The following is a 25,161-nucleotide window of genomic DNA, read 5'->3' as shown; positions in this document are numbered from 1 at the left end:
AAGCGGGCTCCAAATCTCATGTTTCTTGAATCTTGATTATTCACTTCGCAGCAATTTGGTTGGATTGAGCCAAGTAGCTTTAATAATCTCAAAACTGACAATTGCCACCGAAAACAGCACTCCTACCACCAAAGAAATTCCGAAAACCCCCACTCCTATCGATGTTTTCACCGCAAAATCCTCCAACCAAAGGTTCATTAGGTAATAGCTTGCCGGTATAGACACTGCCACTCCGATCAGGGTGATCCGGATAAACTGTTTGTTAAAGAGCAAGGATATCTCCCCGGTAGTCGCTCCCATCACACGGCGGATTCCGATCTCTTTCATCCGACTGGAAATCGCCAAAGAAGCCATCGCAAACAGGCCCATCCCGGCAATAATCAGTGCCACAATGGAAGCCATAGTAACCAAGGTACTTAGGCTGTTTGCCTGCACGTACTCCTGTGCAATCTGATCCTCAATAAAGCTGTAGTCAAAAGGATCCGTACCGTAAAGTTCCTTCCAGATTCCTTGAATCTTGTTGATAAATGCCTGTTTGTCTTCAGCTTTGACTTTGATATACACTTTGGCGATCATCTGATCTTCCATGGTAAGATTTCCCATTCCCTGAAAAAAGTTATCCGGCTTCATCACCAAAATGGCAGGTTCTACCGGTTGGAAGAGGCTTTCGTAGTGAAAATCCTTCATCACTCCAATTGCCCGGTTTTCGCCAAAACCACGCTCGCTTACCAGACTTTTCCCAAATACATCCTCCCAGCCCAGCATCTCTTTCATGCTTTCGTTCATCAAAAAGGCATTGCTTAGATCTGTAGGAGTGGCACCTGAGAAGTTTCTGCCCTCCTTCACTTCGATTTCGAAGAAATCCACAAAATCCTCGTCCACAATGTTCAGGTGAAAATCCATACCCGAATCAGCACCAGGCTGTCGGAATCCCACACTAAACCAGGAATTATCCCCGTACATGGCTGTAGCCATAGCCACGTTGGTCACTTCAGGGAGTTTTCTCAGTTCATTCTTGAAAGGTTGGGCGTAATCAAAACTTTTCTGAATCTGATCCTGAAGTCCCTGAGCAGCCGGAGGAGGTACCATTACCTGAATGATGTCCGTCTTGGCTGCGCCCAGGTCAAATTCCTCTACGGTTTTCATTTGCCTTACCATCACCAAAGTACAGGTGATCAGAAGCATGGAGATAAAAAACTGGAAGGCCAACATGCTCATTCTTAGGTTTTGCTTTCCAAATTTCAGACTTAGGTTGGATTTCAAAACCTGAACAGGACGAAATGAAGCAAGGAAAATCGACGGGTAAGCCCCGGCAAGCATTGCAATGAAAAGGCCTGTGGCCAGAAAAATCGCTATCTGCTCCGCATGAAAATCAATTTCCAAACGTGTCTGCATTAGGGTATTGAAAATAGGCAGCAACAGGTAGGACAGCAACAAGCCAAAACCCATGGAACAAGTCGTCAAGATCACAGACTCAGCCATAAACTGACCAAAAAGCTGACCAGATCCGGCACCCATAGTTTTGCGGACACCGACCTCCTTGGCTCGGCTTGCGGAGTTGCCGATTGCCATGGTAGTAAAGTTGATGCAGGCAATCAGGATGATCAAAACGGCAATTCCTGCCAAAATCCAAAGAATCCTCGGATTGACCACCGTGGCAATTCCGGTTGGGATCTCGGGATTAAGGTGAATATCCGACATGGGTTGAAGTCCAAATCCATAATTGGCAGCCTCCTGTGGATCCTGAAAAGTTCTTTTGATAAAGTCTTTGGTTTGGTTTTCGAATTCCACCGGAGTCATTCCTCCTTTGAATTTGGCGAAGCCATCCCCAAAAGACATGTACCAATGCGTCCTCATCTGCTCCGGATACAGAATTTCCAAATTGGAATCGTGCATCAATATTTCATATTCCAAGCTTGAATTAGCTGGAGTGTTTTCAATTACTCCGACGACGGTATAGTTTATAAGTTCCTCCGTCAAACGAATCTGAAGCTCCTTCCCGATAGGGTCTTCCTCCCCGAAAAACCGACTTGCAGCCATTTCGGACAAAACAATTCCTCCACGCTCGGCGGCATTTTTGGGGTAAACCCCTTTTTTCATCTGAAAACCGAACATCTCAAAAAAATCAGCACTGACAACCGTGACTGCCTGATTGAATCCATCACCGTTTGCTCTTTTCACCAAAAAATTATTCGGGATAAAATTGGTATAGTCCACCTGATCGGCCATGTTTTCCTCGATGACCGGCTGAAGTGCCAAAGGCAAGGAAGGAAAACGGAATTCTCCCTGATCGCCATTTTGAACCCGAAGAACCCTGTAAAGTGATTCATTTTCCGGATGGAAGGAATCAAAACTCAGGTGAAACTGAACGTAAAAAAACAACAGGATCGTCACTGCAACGCCTACTGTCAACCCGATCAAATTGATCAGGGTGTAGGATTTATGCTTGAGCAAATTCCTGAATCCGACTTTGAGATAATTGATCCACATACTTCTGAAATTAATAATGTTGGTTTAGCTGCTTGTCAAATAAAAGGACTTCGGATAAAACTGAATGCAGTCCAGCCTATTTCCGCTCCTTTTCACTTTTCCACTTTTATGCCATGAAAAAAGCCATAAATTCAAGGATTTGAGGGGTTTTGGAAAAATCAATCAAAAACTTGCGAACATTTTTGTTCGATAGCGGGCAAAGGTCCTAGTCGGTTTTGAGGCTTTTGACTGGATCAGCTCTCAGATTCTTGTAGGATTGAATGAAAATCGTTCCCATAGCCAAGCCCAAACAAGATCCGACAGCGAACAAAATCACCCAAACGCCTATGCTTGTCTGATAAGCGAACTCTTCTAGCCACTTATTCATGGCAAATACAGCAATTGGTACAGCAACGAGTATCGCTATCAGGATCAGTTGGAGATAAGACTTAGAAAGCAGGAGGAAAATCTCTACCATAGAAGCTCCAAAAACCTTTCGAATTCCGATTTCTTTCGTTCTCAGGTGAGCAGTAAACGACGTGAGTCCAAACAAACCTAAAATCGCTATCACGATGGATATCATTGTCAGGGTGCTAAGAAGACCCTCCATCCTCATCTCTGATTCATACATTTTCCCGAAATCCTCATCCAAAAAGCTATAATTCATCGGTACGCGGGGTTCATAGCTTTTCCAGACAGTCTCTAACTCTTCGACCGCTGACTTCATGTCGCCAGCTTGCAACCGAACTGAAATGTAGTCCCGTAGGTAGTAATCTTGGAGGTATTCGATCACGAGGGGTTTAATTTCATTTCGAAAGGATTCAAAATTAAAATCTTCAACCACCCCAATCACCTCTAAGGAAGCTTGATCTTCAGCCCCTTGATTTTTGATAATGAGTTGGCCTAGCGGCTTTTCTGTGATCCCAAGGGTTTCGGCAGCCTTCTGATTAATGATGACTTTCTGTATATCAGCTCCTGCAACAGAAGAAAAGTTTCTTCCTTGGGACAACTTGAATTGATAGGTTTCCAAGTAGTTGGCATCCGCTTCATACCAGTTCATACCCTGCTGTACTGACTCGGTGGGCAAATTAAACGAGCGCATTTGAAATTGATTTGCCATAGGGATTCCAGTGGAAAAGCTCATCGATTCAACTCGTGAGGACGATGAAACCCTACCGATAAAATCTTCCCGCTGACTATTTTGGATTTCTCCATCATTGTGGATAATCAAAAGCTGATCACGCAAAAACCCCGGATCACTCTGTTGGATAAATGCCAACTGCCGGTGCACCACGAGCGTACAAATAATCAACGTAAGTGTGGTTGCAAACTGAAAAACCACCAATCCATTGCGAAAGCCGTGCGAGTTTTTGCCGATGCTAAGCTGCTTTTTTAGCACGAGAATCGGACGAAACGAGGACAGGTAAAATGCCGGATAAAATCCAGAGAGCAAAGTCAACACCACGATCAATGCAGGCGTGACGGCCAGAATGAAGGGATTTTGGAAGAGATTGAAATCGAGATTTTTTCCAGTCAGCTGATTGAAAAGCCCATTGGACAGCTGCACTAATACCAAGGAAAATAGAACCGAGACAAAAACTAAGATAAATGCTTCCGTGAGGAATTGCCAGATCAATTGCGAATTGCCCGAACCTAACACTTTGCGTACTCCGACTTCCATCGTCCGCAATCCAGCTTTGGCTGTTGCCAGATTTATAAAGTTTACCGCGGCCAAAAACAAAATAAAAATCCCAACCCATCCAAAAAGGTAGATATAGTTTTGGTAGCTATTGGGTTTGAGCTCCCGGAGGAGATGAGACTGCAGATGGATATCCTGTACCGGCATTAGGTTTAGCCTATAATCTGATTTTTGGGAACCTTCATCCAGTGCAGGCAGCGCATACTTAGCCACCAACTGATCCAACTTGGATTGGACAACTTCCCTTTTCCCCTGCGGAAATTTCACATAGGTATAGAGGATAGACCAGCTCCAAAGGTCCCTCAGGAAAATCTCCTGATGCATACCCGGTTCATAGACAAGCATATCAAAGTCGAAGTGGGATTGTTCGGGGATTGTCTCGATTACTAAAGCCACTTCCCGAGCTATTGGATTGTTGCTCCCTATGAGCAGTTGCTTTCCAATAACCTCCTGAGGACTAATGTCTCCAAAATACTTCTGAGCCGCAGCAGTGGTGAGGACAATGTACTCAGGTCCGGAGAGGGCTTTTTCCTTACTCCCGGCAGCTACAGGAAAATCGAATACTTCAAAAAACCCGGGTTCGGCATAGAAGACCTGATCTTCCCTAAAAATCTCATCCTGGTTAATCCCCTCTGCGGGTTGTACCGTGAAGTCATTCCACTTGAGCAATCGGGTGACGGCTTCTACCTCGGGAATATCTGCTTGAATTCGTGGGCCTAATGGGGGCGGAGCGGTGGCATAGCTTGCCGTGGATGTCTCTCCCCAGTGCGTAGTTATTCGGTAAACCTGTTCAGAATCCTCAAAAAAATGATCATAACTCAGCTCATCCTGAATAAAAAGCGAGATCATCAAAAACCCACTCACACCAAGAGTCAATCCTAGGATATTGAGTGCGGAATAAAGCCGATTCTTTCTAAGAATTCTCCAGGCGATTTTAATATGGTTTCTGAGCATATCCAATTCGAAGTAAGTAGGATAGGATAATCCTTTAAAGGCAGTGTTCCACTTTTATGCCAGTACAAAACGCCTCCAATTCACGATTTGGAGGCGTTTTGTTTTTTCCTGAAATCCAACTCGAACATTTTCGTCCGCATTCGGGCAAATCAAGTTCACCCTCCGATTTAAAAAACTGGGAGAATGATTTCCTTTTCGCAACAATGCTGACTATCCATTGACTTTAATCGATCAAAAATCAAGTTTGAGGGAAGAAATCCCTGATTTTATCGTACTCCATTTTTACCCGAAATCGGCTATATTTAGTTAAAACCAATCTGAAAGCACCATGCTGTACTTCCTGACTTTGTTTCTGGCTTTGACCCTACCCTCTTCGAAGGAACCTGTTTTTGAAGCGCAACTAATCGATCCCGGTGTTGCCATCGGCTATGGAGTCGCCATCGGAGATGTGGACGGTGACGGCAAATCGGACATCCTGCTTGCGGATAAAAATCAGTTTGTCTGGTACAGAAACGGGGACTGGAAAAAGTTTGTGATGGCGGAAAATCTCACCACCTCGGACAACGTCTGCATCGCAGCCAGGGATTTGGACGGAGATGGAAAAGTGGAAGTCGCAGTCGGCGCACAATGGAATCCCGGGGAAACCTCTGATATACAAAAATCCGGTGCGGTTTTTTACCTCAACCGACCTACTGACCCAACCCAAAAATGGACTTCTAAACAACTTCATCACGAACCCACTACCCATCGAATGCGCTGGGTAATGAACGGAGACCAAGCCCACCTGATTGTAGTTCCTCTGCACGGAAGAGGAAATGCCAATGGCGAAGGTGCCGGAGTAAAGGTAATGGCGTATGAATTTCCTGCTGATCCAGCAGGAATCTGGGAGTACGAGGTCATCGATGAAAGCATGCACCTCACCCATAACCTGGAAGTAGTTTCTGAAAAGAAGGGGAACTCGGTTCTATTGGGAGGTAAAGAAGGAATAGTTTCCCTGAATTACCGAAATGGAAAATGGGAACGCGAAAAACTCCCTCTCCCCTCCAATCCCAGTGTTGGAGAACTCCGTCTTGGAAATTCAGGAAAAGAAAAATTCCTTGCCACCATCGAATCCATGCATGGCACCACACTGGCCACTTATGAGGATTTTGATCAAATCCTGAACTCCAAAGCACCTGCTAGAACGGTTCTTCATTCCAGTATGAAAGAGGGACATGCATTGGTTACAGGAGATTTTCTGGGTTTGGGCTCGGACCAAATCGCCGTGGGTTGGCGGTTGCCCAATGAATCCGGGGAATTTGGAGTTAAGCTTTTTGTGCCGAAAAATGGCTCCTTTTCCGAATTTGAGGAATATTGGATTGATAAAAACGGCATGGCTTGCGAGGATTTACAGGCGGCAGATTTGGATGGTGATGGCAAGCCGGAATTGATTGCCTCAGGACGATCCACCAAAAACCTGAAGATTTATTGGAATAGGAGTCGGTAGGCAACTCCCAATCTTTTACACTTAGTCAGCACAACCTGCCATTTTGCTGTTAAAGAGTGACATCCTTATGGAGTCAATTCATCCCAAATAAATAAAGCCTCGATAAAGAATTCAACTTCATTACCAAGGCTTTAACTCTTGAACGTATTTCAAATCATTCAAATAGGACTAAAAGCTTTAGGAGATCATCCTTGATTAAGGAGTATTTCCGGTTTTGCTCATTTTCCCAGGATAGTTAATCCAGTTCTGGACTCAACAAGTTCAGCGCAGTCCCAGCTCTTTTTTCCTCTCTTTAATCAAATCCTGGATTTCCAAAACATCGCCGTTTTTTAAGGTCGGGCTCACTTCAAACAGCAGGTATTGCTTATTCTTTTCTTTGAAAAATACTTTTTGTCCCATTTTCAAAGTAACTCCGCTATCCGACATAGGAGAAAGGTTGGGATTCATCACCCCCGGAATAATCAGGGGAATACTGGAAAGCGACCCGTTGTGAAAAGTAAGTTTAACTTCGTCCAAATTGGCCTTTTCACTTTTTTCAATGTTGGTTTCCTTGTAGGAATAGGAGACTTCAAGGTCTTCGGTAGACGAGTTGGACAGTATAAGAAGGAAACTCGGTTCGACCAGAACTGTCTCGGTGGATTCTTTTACCATACCAAAACCACGAACAAATGCACCGTTGGATCTGTCGATTACTCTTACATCCAGGCCATATTGAGAAGAATTGAAAATCTTAACTTCCATTGAGTTTTCACCACTAAGGGGGACTTGGATTTCCTGACCGGCAGGAATTTTCAGCTTTGGCTGGAAAACCTCATTGAAGAAGGCTAATTGGAGGAAAATAATTACTGTGGAAAGTGTCATAAAAGAGTTTGGTTTTTGTTTCCGTCATTGATTCTATTTCTATGCCACCTGAAACGGTTATAATTTGGCCCAAAAGGGCATATATATTTTTTCTTTATAAAATCATCGAACGAAATTGTCCGATTACGAACGAAGGAAAGTGATTCATTTTGAGTTGGAGAAAGTGAGAATTAATTCCTAGTTTGTTAAAAAAAGCATTTTTATGTTCGTAAACAGGCACTACCACATCTACAGTACCATCCGATGGTCCAAAAAACACCTGATCAACGGAGTACTTTATTCGCTTGCCGTCATCGTCATTTACGAACTTACACGAATACCATTTTCCCTCCCATGGCAGCCTATTTCAGTCATTGGTATTGCGGTAGCTTTTTATTTGGGTTTCAAAAACAACAGTTCATACGACCGAGCTTGGGAAGCCCGGAAAATCTGGGGTGCAATCGTCAATGACAGCCGATCCATCACTATTGGGGTTTTAAGCCTTCCTTCTGCTGAAGTTCCGTTTGAATGGAAGCGAAAGTTCGTTTTCCGGCATTTGGCTTGGCTCATGGCGCTCAAGCACACCATGCGGAAAGGGAAACCCTGGGAACACAACGGAGACATTAAAAACATGGTTTTCACTCCCTATTTTAGGGAGGAAGGCATTCAGGGAATGGACGCTGAACTGGCAAAATACCTAAGCCCTGAAGAACTGAGTCGACTGAAATCCTACAGCAACATCCCCTCTCAAATCCTGAAAACCCAAAGTTTGGAGCTGAAAAAACTCGAGGCGGAAGGAGGAATCACAGAATACAAGCACGTTTGGCTTCAGCAGCTGATTTCCAGACTAATTGATGATCAGGGCATGAGTGAGCGGATCAAAAACTTCCCCTTTCCTCGCCAATACGCATCCACAGGCGTATTCATCAATTACATTTTCTGTGCATTGATTCCCTTTGGACTTTTGGACATCTTTATCGAATCCACCAAGCTGCACTATTGGCTTACCGTACCGTTTTCGGCAATTATTATCTGGATTTTTTTCCTGGTTGACCGAATTGGGGACTATTCTGAAAACCCTTTTGAGGCCGGATACAATGACGTCCCTATTTCTTCCATTTCCAGGACCATTGAGATTGATTTGCTTGAAATGCTGGGAGAAAAAGACATTCCTAAGCCCTACCCGATTGAAAATGGATTTTTGATGTAGAAAGTTGGGAAGCGAGGAAGTAAGGAAGATGGGAGGCTTGGAAGTGAAGGAAAGATTGATTCTCCCGGTGGTTTGGTTCAATTTCCAACTTTAGCAAGTACGGATTTTAGTCGGTATATTTTTATTTTTTAAAACCTAAATCCAAAAGGTATGTCAATCAACCCCCCTATTGCCTCCAATCCTAAAAGGTCTCCTTACAACTGGATCAAACTTCTCATTTTGCTCAGTGGTAATTTCCTGAGCTTGGAAGGATTTGGTCAACAACCCCAATCGCCCTTGGTCAAGTCCTTTCAGGAGCATTTGAAGCTTAAGGAGGAATCAATTTTTGGGTTGAACTGGATTCCGCTTGGACCAGTAAGTAATAGCGCCTTGGTCGAGTCTTTCCAGGTGGATTTGCAGCATCCCGGCACCATTTATTTAGGTTTTGGTTCGGGGAGTTTGTGGAAAACAACCAACAACGGATTGTCCTGGAAACCGATTTTTGATAACGAAGCATCTTATGGCATCGGGGACATTGCTTTGGCTCCTTCCAATACCAACATTATCTATCTGGGTACCGGTGAAACTTTGAAGAAGCCCAGAAACTTTACCATGCCGGGGACAGGGATGTACCGGTCAGACGACGGCGGAGAGACTTGGCGGCACCTTGGCCTGGATGATTCCTGGCACATCGGAAAAGTGGTGGTTCATCCTACCAATCCTGACATCGTTTATGTCTCCGTACTGGGTCATTTGTGGACCACCAATCCCCACCGTGGGGTTTACCGATCACTCAATGGCGGCAAGGATTGGGAGCATGTGCTCTATGTCAATGAGCGAACCGGGGCCAATGACATCGTCATTGCACCGACTGACCCCAATACGATTTATGCTTCTGTGTGGGAGAGTTACCCGACTGTAAACGGGAAAAGCAGCGGGATCTTCAAAAGCGTGGATGCAGGAAAAACCTGGAAAAGACAGGATTCGGGTATTCCTGAAGGTGATGGCCGTGGTCGAATTGGTTTGGCTGTTTCCTATCAAAACCCCGACAAGGTCTATGCATTGATGGACCATCGAAATAAGTCCACCTCTGATTCCGATGAAATTGGAGCGGCGGAGGTTTATTTGACCTTGGATGGTGCCAAATCCTGGAAAAGAACCCACACCGAGGAGCTCATGATCAACTCCGTGATCGGCTGGTACTTTGCAGACATTGTCGTAGATGCGCACAATGATGATGAGATTTATGCATTGGGAGTACGACTTGCACACAGTCGGGATGGGGGCAAGTCCTTCGATTTGGTGGCAGGAGATGTGTACCATTTGTTTCCAAATCCTGCAGATCCCCTACACCTGGATCAATGCGAATTATGGATCAATCCAACCAACAGCAATCACCTTACCTTGGCAAACGATGGAGGCTTGTATGTGAGTTATGACAAGGGACAATCCTGGATGCACTTCAACAACATTCCAACGGGGGAATTTTATGACATCACCCTTGACAAGGGAACTCCATACAAGATTTATGGCGGCACTCAGGACAATGCTACCATAGTTGGACATTCCACCGAATGGAATCCCAAACGGTATGACGGCTGGAAATATTTATGGATCGATCCCTGGAGTGGGGGTGACGGTTGCATCACTGTAATTGATCCCGTCGATTCAACCACTATTTATTACAGTGCACAAGAGGGGGCCATCCGAAGAATGGACCTGAAAAGTGGTAACTCCACACCCCTGCGTCCTGATGCAGGGAAGCTAGGCCTTGAATTGAATTATCACTTTATCTCTCCGTATTTCCTTTCCGAATTCAACCACCAGGAGCTCTACCTGGGTGGGAATTATATTTTAAAGAGTGAAAATCGTGGAGAGATTTGGAAAGCAATAAGCCCTGATCTTTCCAAAAACGGCAACCCTTCCAAAACTTCCCTTGCTATCGGGGCTTTGGCAGAATCTCCTTTGAAAAAGGGACTGATCTATGCCGGCACCGATAAGGGTCTCCTTTGGACGACTTCTGATGATGGAACTACCTGGATTGACCGATCCATGGGTCTTCCCGATGCCTATGTGCGCAGCATTACACCTTCCAAGTACAATCCAGAGAGAGTGTATTTGGCGATGTCCGGCATCAACTACGACGATTTCAATACCTACCTATTCAAGTCCGAGGACCAAGGCAAGACCTGGGAGAGCCTGACTTCCAATTTACCGGGGGAGGTCGCTTATGTGATCAAGGAAGATCCGGTATTTGAGAATATTCTTTACGCAGGGCTATACCGCGCGGTCTATATCTCCACTGACCGGGGAAAAAGTTGGTCACAATTGGGGCAGGGTTTTCCTCCTGCTGCAGTATCGGATATCGAGGTGGAACCTCGCACCAGCGACCTGATTGTATCCACACACGGTCGGGGAATTTACAAGGTCAATCTAAAGCCGCTGTATGAGATTGTCTCCAAAAATTCCCTTGATCAGGAAATGCTTTTTGAGCTCAGCAATGTCACAGTTTTGCCGGCCAATCGGTTCGATAAGCTGCACAACATTGACTTGGAGAAGATGACGATTTCATTTTGGCTACCGAAGGCAAGAACGATTGTCCTTCGTATTGTCAACGAAAAGAATGAAATGATATGGTCTAAGGAAATAATGGGGCGCATGGGATTGAACCAATATCGCTGGGATTTGATCCTGAAGGAAAACACCAGCCCACTGCCCTACTTCCTAAATCAAAAGGAGTTTCTGTCAAAAGGAAAATATACCCTTCAATTTGTCGGGGAAACGACCATTGAAAGAGGATTTGAGGCTAAGGATTGAAGCCTTTGACGGACTCATTTTCCATGCTTGGAAGGGAATGATTGGAGGAAATTGGGGCTACCGCCAGCTTGTCCCAACTTCCCTACCATTCCTCCTAAATTCCGAACCTGCAGGCCTCCCTACTCATTCTTAATGCTCTTCACCGGATTAGCCCAAGCCGCTTTGAGGGTTTGCGACGTGACGGTAATCGCAGCAATGATCCCCGCAATCAAACCTGCCCAAAGAAATACCGTCCAGTTGATGCCAATACGATAGGCAAAATCCTCCAACCAAGTGCTCATCCCAAACCAGGAAACTGGAATTGCGATCAGAAATCCTATACCGACGAGTTTGAGAAAATCCTTTCCCAAAAGAACCAGGATATTTCCGGTTTCCGCACCCATCACTTTGCGGATCCCGATTTCGCGGGTGCGCTGCTCTGTTGCAAATGTCACCAGGCCCAAAAGTCCCAAAATGGAAATCAGAATTGCCAAAGCTGAGAAGAAAGTAAAGATCGTTTTCACCCGAGCCTCAGCTTCATATTGTTGATTGAATCCCTCGTCCACAAAAAGCGGTTCAAAGGGATAGTCAGGTCGGAGTTGAGCCCACTCCTCTTTCAGAAAGGCTAAAACTTCCTCCCGTTGAGCCGCATCGATTTTGATACTTACCAGATTGTTCCGGTTTTGCGAAATCATAAACACGATCGGAACAATCGGTTGATGGAGGCTTTCAAAGTTAAAATCCTGCATTACCCCAGTAACAAATCCGCGTCGATCCCCATACAAAAACTGCTTACCCAGTGCTTCTTCAGGATTTTGCCATCCGATTGCCCGGATGGCTGTTTCGTTCAAAATGAAAGCCTCGGTAGAATCACTTGCTCTTAGAAAGTCAAAGTCCCTACCAGCCTTGAGCGGTATGCCATATGTACTGAGAAAGTTATGTCCGACATGAATATCAGCAATCCGGACATTGAGTTGGGTAAGTTCCCCGTTGACTTCGGCAGAAGTTCCCTGTGAATCCAGTAAACGGCCCGAAGGAACTCTGCTGGAAATACTTACCTCTTTGATACCGGGATGGTTTTCAAGTCGATCTTTGATGATGAGGTAATTTTCATTGATCTGCTGACTGTTTGGAAGCACAACTACATCCTCCTTTTGGAATCCCAAATCTTTGTTTTGCATAAAATCCAACTGCCTCACCACCACCATAACTGCCACAATCAAGACTACTGAAATGGCAAATTGCCCGGTAACCAGGATAGAACGGAAATTCTCATGGCCTTTCCCTGCCTTGAAGGTTCCTTTGAGAACTTTGGCAGGCATAAATCCTGACAAAAACAAGGCGGGATAACTCCCGGATATCAAGCCTACAAATGCCATCAAACCAAACACTCCCAACAGGTATTGGGGATGGCTGATAAAATTGAGGCTAAGTGGCTTGTCTGTAAAGTCTGAAAATGTGGGTAAAAACAGGTATACCAGCATAATCGCCAGAACCATGGCCAGGAACGTCATGACGAAAGATTCCCCCATAAACTGCTTCACCAGCAGGGCTTTATCAGCCCCCATTACTTTACGGAGCCCTACTTCCATCGATCTCAGGGAAGATCGGGCAGTGGACAAATTCATAAAGTTGATGCAGGCGATCAAGAGGATAAACAAAGCCACGGCGAGGTAAATGTAAACGTACTCAATGCTGCCGTTTGGCTCAATCTCGGAAGCCAGATTGGAATGAAGATGTACGTCAGTGATAGGCCACAACTTCAGCGCTGTACCTTTGGAGGCAGGAACTCCGGCTTGATTTTCACTCATATGGCGATCAATCATTGCGGGAATTTTGGCTTCGAAGGCTTTACCGTCCACTCCTTCAGCCAGTTTGACGAAAGTAGAAAAATTATTGGAGCCGTAATTGGACATAAACGCTTCCTGACCTCCAAAAAACTGAACAACAGGAATCATGGAGGCTAGAAAATCCACATGAAAGTGAGAATTGTCCGGCATGTCTTCCATGACTCCGCGAACCTGAAAGGTAAATTCCTGACCGGCAAGCTCTGCCCTGAGCTCTTTGCCTACAGCGGATTGATTTCCGAAATACCTCTTTGCCGTACTGGCTGTGAGGATAATACCATCTGCTTCCGTTAAAGCCTTTTGGGCCTCACCTTCAATGATTTTCCAGGAGAAAAGATCAAAAGCCTCCGGGTCAGCGAAGAAAAACCGCTCCTCTTCCATTGCATTTCCTTCGGATTTGATCAGGGTATTAAAGTTGAAAAGGCGTGCGGAAACTGCCACTTCCTCCGGAAAATCCGATTTCAACAAAGGCCCAAACGGTGGTGCCAAATGGCCCAAATGAAGGCTTTCCTCTCCATCCTGATTATACCAAGCCCGGGAAACCCTGTAAATCCGATCTGCATCAGGATGGTATTGATCATAACTCAGTTCAAATTGCACATAGAGCAAAATCACTATACTCACTGCCATCCCTATCGCCAACCCAATCAAGTTGATCAGCACATACATAGGGTGCTTTTTGGCATTTCTGAAGACGATTTTAAAATAGTTTTTGATCATGGGATTCAGGAAATGAGGTTGGATTATTCGGATTTGAGACTTTTTACAGGGTTGGTTCGAGCCGCAGAAAAGGCTTGATAACTGACCGTAAGTAAGGCAATTGCAAGAGTGACAAGTCCAGCCACGAGGAAAATCAAAGGATGCAGTCGGGTCTGATAGGCAAAAGTCTCCAACCACTGATCCATAGCCCAATACGCAATGGGCGCTCCAATTACAAATGCCACCAATACTAGTTTGCTGAAATTGGTGGTCAGCATCCAGACCAAACTAGCGGTGGAAGCACCCAAAACTTTTCGTACCCCGATCTCTTTGGTCTTCTGATACGCCGTAAATGCCGCAAGACCAAAAAGCCCGATGCAGGCGATTCCTATAGCCAAAATCGAAAAAGAGGCCAAAATTTTTCCGGACACTTGCTCTCCCTGATAAAGGGTTTGAAGGTTGTTTTCCAAAAAGGAATAGGAAAATGGCTGACCTTGACCAAATTCTTCCCAAAGGTTTTTGACCCCTTCAAGGGTAGCCTGAGGATTTTCACCGGATACGGTCAAGGCCAAAAATGCCCGAAATCCCCCTGCTGATTCAGAACTGAAAATTGCGAGTGGAGTGATCGGCAAGTGAAGTGATTCAAAATGGAAATCCTCTGCGACACCTATTACAGTGTAGGGGATGTTGACCTGTTCACCATTGACATTAGCCCCGCTGTAGATCTTTTTGCCGATGGGATTCTCCAGTCCAAAAGCATGAACTGCAGCTTTGTTGAGAATCACTGCTGTGCTGTCGTTAAATTCTTCCCCAAAGATTCTTCCTTCAGAAATTTGGATATCCATGGTTTTGATAAAAAAATCATCTGCCATAAATCCCTTTCCGGTTAACACCTCAGATTTCCCCTCAGGAGTAAACTGAACACCGAAAAAGGAATTGCCGGGCATGGTACTTGTCCCGCCAGCGCTTAGAACTCCGGGGACTTTCATCACCTCCTTTCGAAAGGTCTCGGGATTTTCCAGTTGACCAAAGCGATTGACCACCACAACATTTTCTCTTTGGAAACCAAGATTCTTGGTTTGGATAAAATCAATCTGTCGCTGAATAATCAATGTGCCGGCAATCAGTGCGATCGAAATAGTAAATTGAAATACCACCAAGCCATTTCGGAGAAATTGTCCTTTGCGTGATGAATTCAGCTTCCCTTTCATAATCTCTACGGCATGCATTTTTGACACCTGAAAAGCTGGATAATAACCGGCCACTAGGGACACGAAAATCCCAATGCCCAACAGCCAAGGCAACAGCTCTATCCCTTTTTCCCAAGTTATGCTAAGCTCCTTTTGGGCCATATCATTGAAAAAAGGCAGGGTAACTGCCACCAAAACACAGGATAATGCCAGACTGACCACCACCACCAAAACAGCCTCCAAAAGAAATTGGGTTATCAGCTGCTTACGGTCAGACCCCATTGCTTTCCTCACCCCTACTTCCTTAGCTCGGTCCGTAGATCGGGCAGTGGCCAGGTTGATAAAATTGACCGATGCGATCAGAAGAATAAAAAATGCAATGGAAATAAACAGGTAAACATATCGGATATCGCTATTTGACTTCATTTCACCCTGAAGTCTTGAAGTCAAATAGATATCTCCCAAGGGTTGGAGAAAGTAACGGTAGCCATTTCCTGCTGCAGTGTAATCGTCATAATTCACTCCTGTACTTTGCTCGATCTGACCTGCTGCGTACTTTTTGACTAAAGGAGGGATCAGCTCTTCCACCTTTTCCTTACTGCCTGAATTATGGAGCTTGACATAGGTCATGGCTGAAAAAGAGGAGTAGGTTGGCTCCTGATTGAAAGGCAAACCGGCTGTAGTCCCCAAAATCCCGAAGCTAAAATGCGTGTTGGCAGGAAAATCCTTCACAACTCCCGTCACCTCCACATCCTGTCCGTTTAATTTGAAAAGTTTGCCTAGCGCCTGACTCTCACCAAAGTACTTTAGGGCGATCGCCTCGGTCATTACCACCGAATTGGTTTTATAAAGGGCAGTCTGGGGATCCCCAGCCAAAAAAGGAACCGGAAAAACTTCAAAAAAATTGGAATCGGCTAAGGCAACTAATTTTTCCTCATAAGTATCCTCCTCCACTTGGACTGTGCTGACGAAATCCCCAAAAACAAACAACCGGGTAGCTGATGCCACCTCGGGAATTTCGTTTTTAAAGACTTCTGCAAAACCGTCGGGAATGATCGCATAAAAATTGACATGGTCTGGATAGATCCGTTCCAATGCCACTCTATGGATTTTCTCATGTTCCGGCCAAAATTTATCGTAACTCAATTCATCCTTAACCTGCAAGAAAATCAGAAGACAGCAAGTAAGCCCCAATGTCAAACCCAAAATATTGATCGCTGTGTAAACCTTGTTCTTGGCTAAATTTCTATAGGCAATCTTCAGATAGTTTTTTAACATAGCAGGTGAGATTTTGGGTTAATTCGGGTGGATTGATAATTCTTACTTTTTGGCGAACCAAAAAATGCCGACAAAGAAGAACTTCACCGGCACTTTCCATTCTTAGGGCTGGGTTAAAATTTATTGCTTAATCAGCTTGGAGGAACCGGAAATTCCGATGCTTTGCTTCTCAGGATTTCCCCTGTAATAGATGTTACCGGAGCCGGAAGAGCCTACTGTGAAGGATTCGGTCACGCCTATTGAAGTGTCTCCGGAACCTGATTTTCCGATTTTCACAGATTCCGCTGTGAAATTAAGTGCATCAAGATCACCCGAACCTGACTGCCCGATGCTGGCTTCGTCGGCTTGGCCTCCGGCAATACTGATTTTACCGGAACCGCTCATTCCGACATTCAACTTGCTGGCGTTGATATTTTTTGTGGTGATGCTTCCTGATCCGGACAATCCCAGGGAAAAGGAATCCGCCCCAAAGTCTGAGTCTAAAACCACGTCACCGGATCCGGAAGCCCCTACCGATTCAAGTTCACGGACAGTGACATAAACCTTCAGATTTACATTACTGTAATTGCCTTTTTCCAGTTTGATTTTAAGTGTTCGGTCTTCCACTTTGGTGATGACCTTGCTTAAGTCAAAACTGGTGGTCTCCAGTCGAACTTCATCTTTGGATCCTTTGGTGATGACAACGTCCCAGCTTCCGCCGTTCTCAATTTTGTTAAATGATCCCGGGGTTCGGGTTTCTGACTTTTGCGCCTGTGCTGCCGAACCCAAGAGGAATAGGGCAACAATCAGGGAGAAGATTCTTGAGGTTTTCATGGTACTTGGTTGTTTATGTAGTTGATTTAGTTTCTGTTAATAGTGTTGCCAGAGATTGTGCCAATTGAAAAAGTCCATTTTTGGATTTTTGATGGCTTTTTTCAATTTGATTATGTCCGAGAACTTTTGATTTTGACCGTGAGCGAACGAAATCAGTTTTCAGCAGGCAGTCTTATAATGGACAGTAAACAGTAGGCATTAATCCCACTGCCTACCGCCTACTTTACTTTATTCATTCTTCAGGTAATCCACCGGATTGTTGGCGGCAGTTTTGAAGCTTTGGTAACTGACCGTAAGCCATGCAATCACGATTGCGATTACCCCTGCCAACAGGACCAGGAAGGCATCAATGTCCACCCGATAGGCGAAATTTTGAAGCCAGTATCGGGTCATAAAATAGTAGGTCAGGGGTCCGGAAATCACAAAGGCCAACACAACCAAAAGCGTAAAATCCTTACTCAGAATAGTCACCAAATTGGCCATGGATGCACCTAAGGCTTTTCGGATGCTGATTTCTTTAGATCGCTGTTCTGTGGTGTAAGCTGCCAAACCGAACAATCCCAGACAGGCGATGCTGATAGCCAAAACGGTGAAAACGAGAATGATATTTCCCATTTTTTGCTCAGACTGAAACAAGGCGTCAAAATTGGCATCTACAAATGAATATTCGAAAGCAGCTCCATCCGCATGCTTTTTCCAGGTTTTCTCCAAAAAGTCAATCTTATCCTGAATATTTCCCGGACTGACTCGAATTGCCATTTCACCGTTGGGTTCCGGGCCAAGAGCCATGATCAGTGGTCTTACCGTAGCTCTGAGACTTTCAAAATTAAAGTCCTGCACCACTCCGATAACCTCCCGCTCTACAAGTTCTGTATTACCGGTCCAATACCCGGCTAAGCGCTGATTGCCGTCCAGTTTGGTCCAGCCCATTTGTCTGAAAGCACTTTCATTGATGACTATGCTACCCGTGTCGCTTGGGTAGTCTTTGGAGAAAAATCTACCCATGACGATTTTGTAACCCATTGCCTGGACATGATCCTCATCTACAAAGTTGAGATTGCATAGGAAGTCCTGCTGGGTGTCAACCGTTTTAAAAACTGAGGTCCAGTCTATATTCGGAGGCAGGTCGTTTGCATAACTGCTTGCAATAAAGCCGGTGTTGCTTAGCAATTCCTGCTTAAATGCTTCTGAGTTCTGTCCCAAGGATTGAGTATGGAGGAGATTGATGACGTTCTCCTTTTCAAAACCCAGGTTTTTCTCCTGCATATAGTTCAGCTGCTTATACACCACCATACTGCTGATGATGAGGGAAATGGATACAAAAAACTGAAACACCACCAGTCCGTTTCTAAAAGCGGACCGCTTCACTCCGGTTCTGATTTTTCCTTTTAAAACAGCAACAGGCGAAAAGGATGTCAGGTAAAATGCCGGGTAAGATCCTGCCATGATCCCAATCACAACGAAAAACACCAGCATACCGATGATTACCAGTGGGTTTGCAAAAATGCCGAAACCAAGGTCTTTTCCTGAAAGAGAATTAAATGGACTCAGGGCAAGTAAGATGAAAACCACCGCAACCAGTCCTGAGATGAAACTGTAGATCATCGATTCGGATAAAAACTGGGCAATCAATCTGCTTTTTTCCGCACCGACAGATTTTCTCACTCCTACTTCCTTGGCCCGGTTGGCTGAGCGGGCAGTGGACAGATTCATGAAATTGATACAGGCAATTACGATGATAAACAAGGCAATCGCTCCAAAAATGTACAGGTATTGAATATTGCCGGCGGGCTTGATCTCTCCATCCAAGTCCGAGTGCAAATGAATGTCATGGAGAGCGGTGATTGTATAGCCGAATTGATTGCCTTGCTCCCGGAATTGCGCCAAGCTGACCCCCATGAACTTCTCAATGTCCGGCCCGAAATACTTCTCGATGAACTGATCCAAAGCGGCTTTTACCTTCTGAACATCGGCGTTGGGATGAGTTTTGAAGTAGGTGTAGAGATTGTTACTGGACCATTGGAGGTCCTTCATGTAATCCCAGCTGTCTGCCGAGAGGATCATGTCATAATCGATGTGGGAATTGTGAGGGGGATCCACCACCACTCCACTTACCTCGGTGGCAACTTTATCCGAACCACGAAGAAGAATTTTCCCAATCGGCTCTTCTTCCCCAAAGTATTTTTTTGCAGCAGTCTCGGTGAGAATCACCTTATCTGTTCCGGATAAGGCCGTCGCAGGATTTCCTTTGAGCAGCTTGAAACCAAAAAAGTCAAAGAAATTGGGATCGGCAACCAGCATGATCGGCTCTGTAAAAGTCTTCTCTTCATAGCGAACCGGCATCGTACTAAAAAGTCCAAACCGAATCACCTCCTCCACCTCAGGAACTTCCTCCTTTAGTGCATTTGCCATAGTTGCAGGAGTATAGGCCATCTTAAACTCGTTACCGTTCATCTTTCCCTGCATAGCCACGCGGTAAATCCGTTCTCCTCCGGGATGGAATTTGTCATAGCTCAGTTCGTCAGCAATGTAAATAATGATCAGGATGCTGGCAGCCATCCCCAAGCTCAGTCCGAGGATATTGATTCCCGAATAAATTTTGTTTTTGATCAGATTTCGGTAGGCGATTTTCAGATAGTTTTTCCACATGGCAGGAGGAATTTTAGGTTGGTTTAGTTTATTGGAAAAAATGTTGGTTTAGCTTTCACTTTAAGAGATGCAACTTGTACTGCATAGGTTGCAAAGACCGTATCAAAAAATAAAAATGCCCTCCGGAGTCTCCAGAGGGCATTTCGACAGTTTAAAGATGAACGCCAACTGTCCAATTTGGCCGACAGCGGACAAAAAAAATCATTCAATTTTCCCGGAGAACCGAGCCCCTCCTCATTTATTCATTTCGAATGGAATCGACGGGATTAGCCCAAGCGGCCCTAATGGCTTGGATTCCCACTGTCAACAAAGCCACCAGAAAACTCAATCCTCCTGCTAAAACAAAAGTGGTTACAGACAATCCGGCCTTGTAAGGAAAATCCATCTGCCAGGTTCTCATCGCATACCACGCTATCGGAAAAGCAAAAAGAATTGCCAATCCGACCAGAATCATAAAATCCTTACTGACCAATCGGATCAAACTTTCGCTGCTCGCTCCGAGTACTTTCCGGATTCCGATTTCCTTGGTCCGCTGTTGGACGGAATAGGCGGCAAGTGCAAACAGACCCAGACAGGAAATGACAATGGCCAAAATCCCAAATGCGGTGAATACTCGGGAAAGCTGCACTTCCAACTGATATTGCTCCGCAAAACTCTCATCCATAAAAAAGAAATTGAAGGGGTTTCCCGGAAAAATATCTTTATATATCTCTTCCAGTGCTTCAACTTTGGACTGGATCTGATCAGCATCCACAGTGAGTGAAAAATATCCGCTAGACTCTGCCGGCAGAAGGATCATCGGGGGAATTTCTTCCCGTAGCGACATGTGGTGGTAATCTTTGACCACTGCCACTACCTCATACGGATCCCCCCAATTGATGTATTTTCCGACTGCATCATCCGGCCCATCAAATCCAAAAGATTTTGCAGCTGACTCATTCAGCATCAATTTCTTAGAACCCGTCCAGCCGGCCTCGACTTCCTCCCGGGTAAAATTCCTTCCAGCCAAGCGCTCGATCTCATAGGTATCGATGAACTTCTCGTCCATGATCAAAATGGAATAGGTTTTATCCTTGTCTTCAGGCCGCTCCACCATGGGAAAAATCCCGCTGGCTTTGAAGTTGAACCCTTTACCTGGGATGGCATTGGATGCTCCGATGGCTTGCACGAAGCTTTGGGACGCTAAGGCTTGTTTGAAGGCGAGGATTTTGGATTTTCCGTCTTCACCCAAATCCTCTGGACCTTCGATGACTAGCTTTTGCTGAATGTTTATCCCCAAATCCCTGTCTTGCATGAAGTTTAACTGATTGCGGATGACAAGAGTACAACAAATGATACTGATCGAAATCACAAACTGGAAGACAACAAGGGATTTTCTCAGCAGTTGGCTTTTTCCAGCCGCGGTGACATTCCCATGGGCATGTTTACCAGCCAGCGCCACCACGTAAAATCCGGAGATCAACATGCAGCCGAGGAAAACCGCAACCAAAATCAGCCAAAACCCGGGAGTACTAAAGACGCCAAACCAAAGGGATTTTCCCAAAATATCGGTAAGCCAAGGCTTGACCAGATACAAAATCAAAAAGGAAAAACTCAAAGCTAATCCAAGCAAAATCAAGGTCTCGATCATGAATTGCTGCGCCAATTGCCAATTTTGAGCTCCCAGGACTTTCCGCATCTTTATCTCCTTGATTCGGGTAAGGATACTTGCCGAGGACAAATTGAGGTAATTGACGTAAGCAATTCCCAAGATAAGGAAAGCCATGGCCAGAAAGACCAACACAGATGCCCTGCTTCCGAAAGTTGGATAAGGATCCGAAAGAGATCCCGCTAAATGAATGGCTGTCAAAGGCTGAAGAAACACTTCTACCTCCCAATAACCGGGGGTATTTTTGATCAAGGCATTGATCTGCTTCTCCAGTCCGCTGATATCGGCCCCGGGCTTTATTTGCAGAAAAATATTCACAAAACTGGATTCCAGGCCATTGGGGTCAGCCCAGTCATTTCCGTTTCGGTTGGCGGGATTTTCCAACGTAGATACCGAGAGGAAAATATTTCCTTTCAAATCGGATCGGTCCGGGATATTATCCATGACTCCGATGACCGTGTAATCCATTTTCCCAAACTGATTGCTCAGGGAGAAACTGCGACCCACCGCATCTGGAGTCCCAAAGTATTTTCGGGAGATTTCTTCCGTAATCACAGCCGTACCAGGAGCATTCAGGTTTGCCTTTCCAAATTGAATTGGAAAAGAAAAGGTTTCGAAGAAATCCTCCTCTACAAATTGGATTTCCTGTTCCTTAAATGCCTCACCCGATTCCGGAATCACCACCAGACCATTGGCCAGATACTCTGCCCAGCGATGGGCTTTTTCGACTTCGGAAAATTTGTCTTCCAAAGTTGCTGCATAACCCGGAGGCAAGTAGATATTGGCTTCTCCGCTGTTCCCGATTACTCCCAAACGATAGATCTGATCCTTCCGGACATGAAAATCATTGTAGGTCCACTCCGAGGCCACATAGGCAAAAAGGACCAAAAAAGCACTAAGCCCTAGAGTCAATCCAAGCAAATTGACCAAAGTAAACAGTCGGCGCTTCACTAAGCTTCTCCAGGAGATTTTGATATAGGTAGCAATCATGAGAAAAGGAATAAATGATTAAAAATCAGTTAACTACTCAGAGGCAAGAATGGCTTTTTATTGGCAGTCTTTACCTGATTCATTCAGATTTAATGGCTTGGACAGGGTTACTTCTCACGGCTTTGATGGATTGAAGTGTAACGGTGATCAGGGCAATTCCCAAAATCAAAACAGCAGCCAAGGGGATAAACCACCATTCAAATTCAATCCGATAAGCAAATCCTTCCAGCCAGTTTTGTATATACCAATAGCCCAAGCCCGAACCGATCAAAATAGAAACGGTCACCACGGTTATAAACTCCTTATTGATCACTTGAAGGATTGAAAGTGTTGATGCCCCCAAAACCTTTCGTATGCCGATTTCCTTGGTCTTTTGCTCGGCGACATGGGCAGAAAGACCCAAAAGTCCCAGACATGAAATCAAAATCGTCAGAATGCTGAAGTACTGCGCTAAATCTCTCAGACGTACATCATCCTTATACATTCGGGCATAGGTCTCATCCATAAAATGATAGGAAAAAGGAAACTCAGGATTGAGTTCTTCGACTACAGATTGGATAAAGCTCAGGGTGGATTCCATTTCTCCAGGCTTCACACGGATAAAAGAATTGAAACCATAGGTTGGATTCAACAGCATGAAGGCAGGTTCCACGGATTGGTGAAAGCTTTGGAAGTGAAAATCCTCCACCACTCCGGAGATTTGACGGGTTTCATTTCCTATGGAAATTGTTCTCAATTCGGGATTGTTTTGGGTGATAATTTCAAAAGCACGACGATTGACTATCACTGACAGCGTCGAATCTGCTCCCTTTTCCCTGGAAAAATCAGCTCCCTCGATTAGTTTCATGCCCATGGTCTCCACAAAATCATAATCCACCATGAACCGCTCAAAAAGCGCATTGAATTCGGGATCTTTCCCTTCCCAATTTACATCCCCGGTATTGCTGCTTCTTCCGGTTAAAGTGTGGGTAGTTCGGGTGACCGATTCAATGTTAGGGTTAGATTCAAGCCGGGCTTTTAAGATATCATACTTTTGAAAGAGATCCCCATCCAGTCCCACTGCGACCAATTGGTCCTTCTCATAGCCCAAGTCCTGATTGAGTGCATAATTGATCTGACGGAAGATCACCACCGTGGATAAAATCAGGCCTGTGGCAAGAATAAACTGGAATAGAACCAAGCCTTTTCTGGCCAAAACAACATTTTTACTGCCTTTTACATGGTTTTTGAAAACCGAGACCACCTTGGTAGCCGAAAGGTAAAATGCCGGATAGCTTCCTGCCACCAAACCGGTAAATGCCAAAATTCCGATCAGTTGAACCCAGAAAGTCAATTCGGAATAAGGAATCTCAAGCATTTTTCCAGTTAGATTATTGAAAACCGGAAGCGTCACCTGTACCAAAATCAAAGCCAGGAGGCCCGAAAAAAGCGTAACCAAAAGTGATTCACTGAGGAACTGATAAACTAAAGAGGCCTTGTCCGCACCGGATACTTTCCGCACTCCGACCTCTTTTGCCCGCTTCTGAGATTTAGCAGTGGACAAATTCATGAAATTGATGCAGGCTATGATCAGGATGAAAAATCCGATCATTGCAAACAGCTTTACAGTTTTGATTCTACCTTCCTGAATCTTGCCATCTTTCCAGGAACCATTGAGGTACAATTCGGTTCGGGGAAAAACAAATAACTCCACATTACTACCCTCATTATCTGCCTCTTTTTGCTTCAGAATAAAGTCTTTGATCGAAGCCGAAAATTTATCTGCATCCGTACCCGCTTGAAGTTTGACAATGGTACTTGGACCATTATTTCCCCAATATTTAAGCCATTCGTTGTATGGCTTATCGAACATAACCTGATAAGGCAAAATGTACTCAAACCGATTTGGAACATTGTTTTTCAGATCTGCCAAAACGCCCTGCACCACATAGAGTTCCCTTCCTTCATTGGAAACCATTTCGACTGATTCCCCGATAACGTCTGTTTTTCCAAATAGCTTGATCGCCGCCTCCTCGGTCAAAACGATATGGGATTTGTCGGTAAGAGCCTTTTCCTTGTTACCATGGGCAAATGGATACTGCAAGATCTGGAGATAATCTTCACCTGCATAAAACCCGGTAAGTTTGACCCGCTTATCTCCAGTGACAAAAAGATGCACCTCATCCCATGAATAAGTAGCTGCCTTTTCCACTTCCGCCAAGTTTTCTTTCATCGCTTCTGCGAGAATCCCGGGAGTAGAACTAGTGGTGAATATCTCGGCACCGTAAGTTTGATGCTCCATGACCTGGTACACCTGCTCAATCTCGGGCAATCCTTTTCCGACTTCAAATTCACTTTTGATCCAAAGTCCTATTAATATGGCAGCCCACAATCCAAGCGATAGTCCGATGGTATTGATTAAAAAAGTGAGCTTGTGTTTGGTGAAACCTCGGAGCGCAATTTTGAGATAGTTGGTTAGCATATTTCTTTATTTATGAATTGACCTGGGGGGTTTGATTCCTTACCTCAGGATAAAAATTAAATTCCATCTTCTGTGCCAGCACAAATAGCCCCTAAAGACACATTCAGCCCACTTTTTTCATCAAAATCAAAAAAGTAGCGAACAATTTTGTTC

General features: G+C 44.9%; 12 protein-coding genes. 3 read left to right on the top strand and 9 right to left on the bottom strand.

What is annotated here, in order from left to right; genetic code table 11:
- Window positions 1-36: 36 nt before the first annotated feature.
- On the bottom strand, window positions 37-2,490 hold the full coding sequence (locus D0X99_RS17810) for an ABC transporter permease (protein ID WP_119479215.1): 2,454 nt from the start codon (window positions 2,488-2,490) through the stop codon (window positions 37-39).
- Window positions 2,491-2,695: 205 nt separating this feature from the next.
- The gene (locus D0X99_RS17805; protein WP_119479214.1) at window positions 2,696-5,122 is read right to left on the bottom strand and encodes an ABC transporter permease; all 2,427 of its coding nucleotides are present in this window, start codon (window positions 5,120-5,122) and stop codon (window positions 2,696-2,698) included.
- Window positions 5,123-5,450: 328 nt separating this feature from the next.
- On the opposite strand from D0X99_RS17805, the gene D0X99_RS17800 reads away from it, so the two are divergent.
- Window positions 5,451-6,608, top strand: coding sequence for an FG-GAP-like repeat-containing protein (locus D0X99_RS17800; protein ID WP_119479213.1), 1,158 nt, complete (start codon window positions 5,451-5,453; stop codon window positions 6,606-6,608).
- Between the two features lie 261 nt (window positions 6,609-6,869).
- On the opposite strand, the gene D0X99_RS17795 is transcribed toward D0X99_RS17800, so the two are convergent.
- Window positions 6,870-7,469, bottom strand: coding sequence for a hypothetical protein (locus D0X99_RS17795; RefSeq protein WP_119479212.1), 600 nt, complete (start codon window positions 7,467-7,469; stop codon window positions 6,870-6,872).
- A 202-nt stretch (window positions 7,470-7,671) separates the two neighbouring features.
- On the opposite strand from D0X99_RS17795, the gene D0X99_RS17790 reads away from it, so the two are divergent.
- Window positions 7,672-8,658 carry a bestrophin family protein gene (locus tag D0X99_RS17790; protein ID WP_119479211.1) on the top strand — a complete coding sequence of 329 codons (987 nt, stop codon included), beginning with the start codon at window positions 7,672-7,674 and terminating at the stop codon, window positions 8,656-8,658.
- Window positions 8,659-8,808: 150 nt separating this feature from the next.
- Entirely contained in the window at window positions 8,809-11,454 is a 2,646-nt protein-coding gene (locus D0X99_RS17785) for a beta propeller repeat protein (protein ID WP_119479210.1), read from the top strand.
- Between the two features lie 119 nt (window positions 11,455-11,573).
- Here the strand turns inward: D0X99_RS17785 and D0X99_RS17780 are convergent, their stop codons facing one another.
- The 6 genes from D0X99_RS17780 to D0X99_RS17755 form a co-directional block, all read right to left on the bottom strand.
- The gene (locus D0X99_RS17780; protein ID WP_119479209.1) at window positions 11,574-14,000 is read right to left on the bottom strand and encodes an ABC transporter permease; all 2,427 of its coding nucleotides are present in this window, start codon (window positions 13,998-14,000) and stop codon (window positions 11,574-11,576) included.
- A gap of 23 nt (window positions 14,001-14,023) precedes the next feature.
- Window positions 14,024-16,447, bottom strand: coding sequence for an ABC transporter permease (locus D0X99_RS17775; protein ID WP_119479208.1), 2,424 nt, complete (start codon window positions 16,445-16,447; stop codon window positions 14,024-14,026).
- A 120-nt stretch (window positions 16,448-16,567) separates the two neighbouring features.
- The gene (locus tag D0X99_RS17770) at window positions 16,568-17,260 is read right to left on the bottom strand and encodes a head GIN domain-containing protein (protein WP_119479207.1); all 693 of its coding nucleotides are present in this window, start codon (window positions 17,258-17,260) and stop codon (window positions 16,568-16,570) included.
- A 228-nt stretch (window positions 17,261-17,488) separates the two neighbouring features.
- Window positions 17,489-19,909, bottom strand: a complete 2,421-nt coding sequence (locus D0X99_RS17765) for an ABC transporter permease (protein ID WP_119479206.1) — start codon at window positions 19,907-19,909, stop codon at window positions 17,489-17,491.
- A gap of 238 nt (window positions 19,910-20,147) precedes the next feature.
- A complete protein-coding gene (locus D0X99_RS17760) occupies window positions 20,148-22,547 on the bottom strand; it encodes an ABC transporter permease (RefSeq protein ID WP_119479205.1) in 2,400 nt (799 codons plus the stop codon).
- A 79-nt stretch (window positions 22,548-22,626) separates the two neighbouring features.
- On the bottom strand, window positions 22,627-25,008 hold the full coding sequence (locus D0X99_RS17755) for an ABC transporter permease (RefSeq protein WP_119479204.1): 2,382 nt from the start codon (window positions 25,006-25,008) through the stop codon (window positions 22,627-22,629).
- Window positions 25,009-25,161: the final 153 nt, after the last annotated feature.

Source organism: Algoriphagus lacus (genome assembly GCF_003583985.1).
Classification (GTDB): Bacteria; Bacteroidota; Bacteroidia; order Cytophagales; family Cyclobacteriaceae; genus Algoriphagus; species Algoriphagus lacus.
This window is presented reverse-complemented; position numbering and strand designations above follow the sequence as displayed.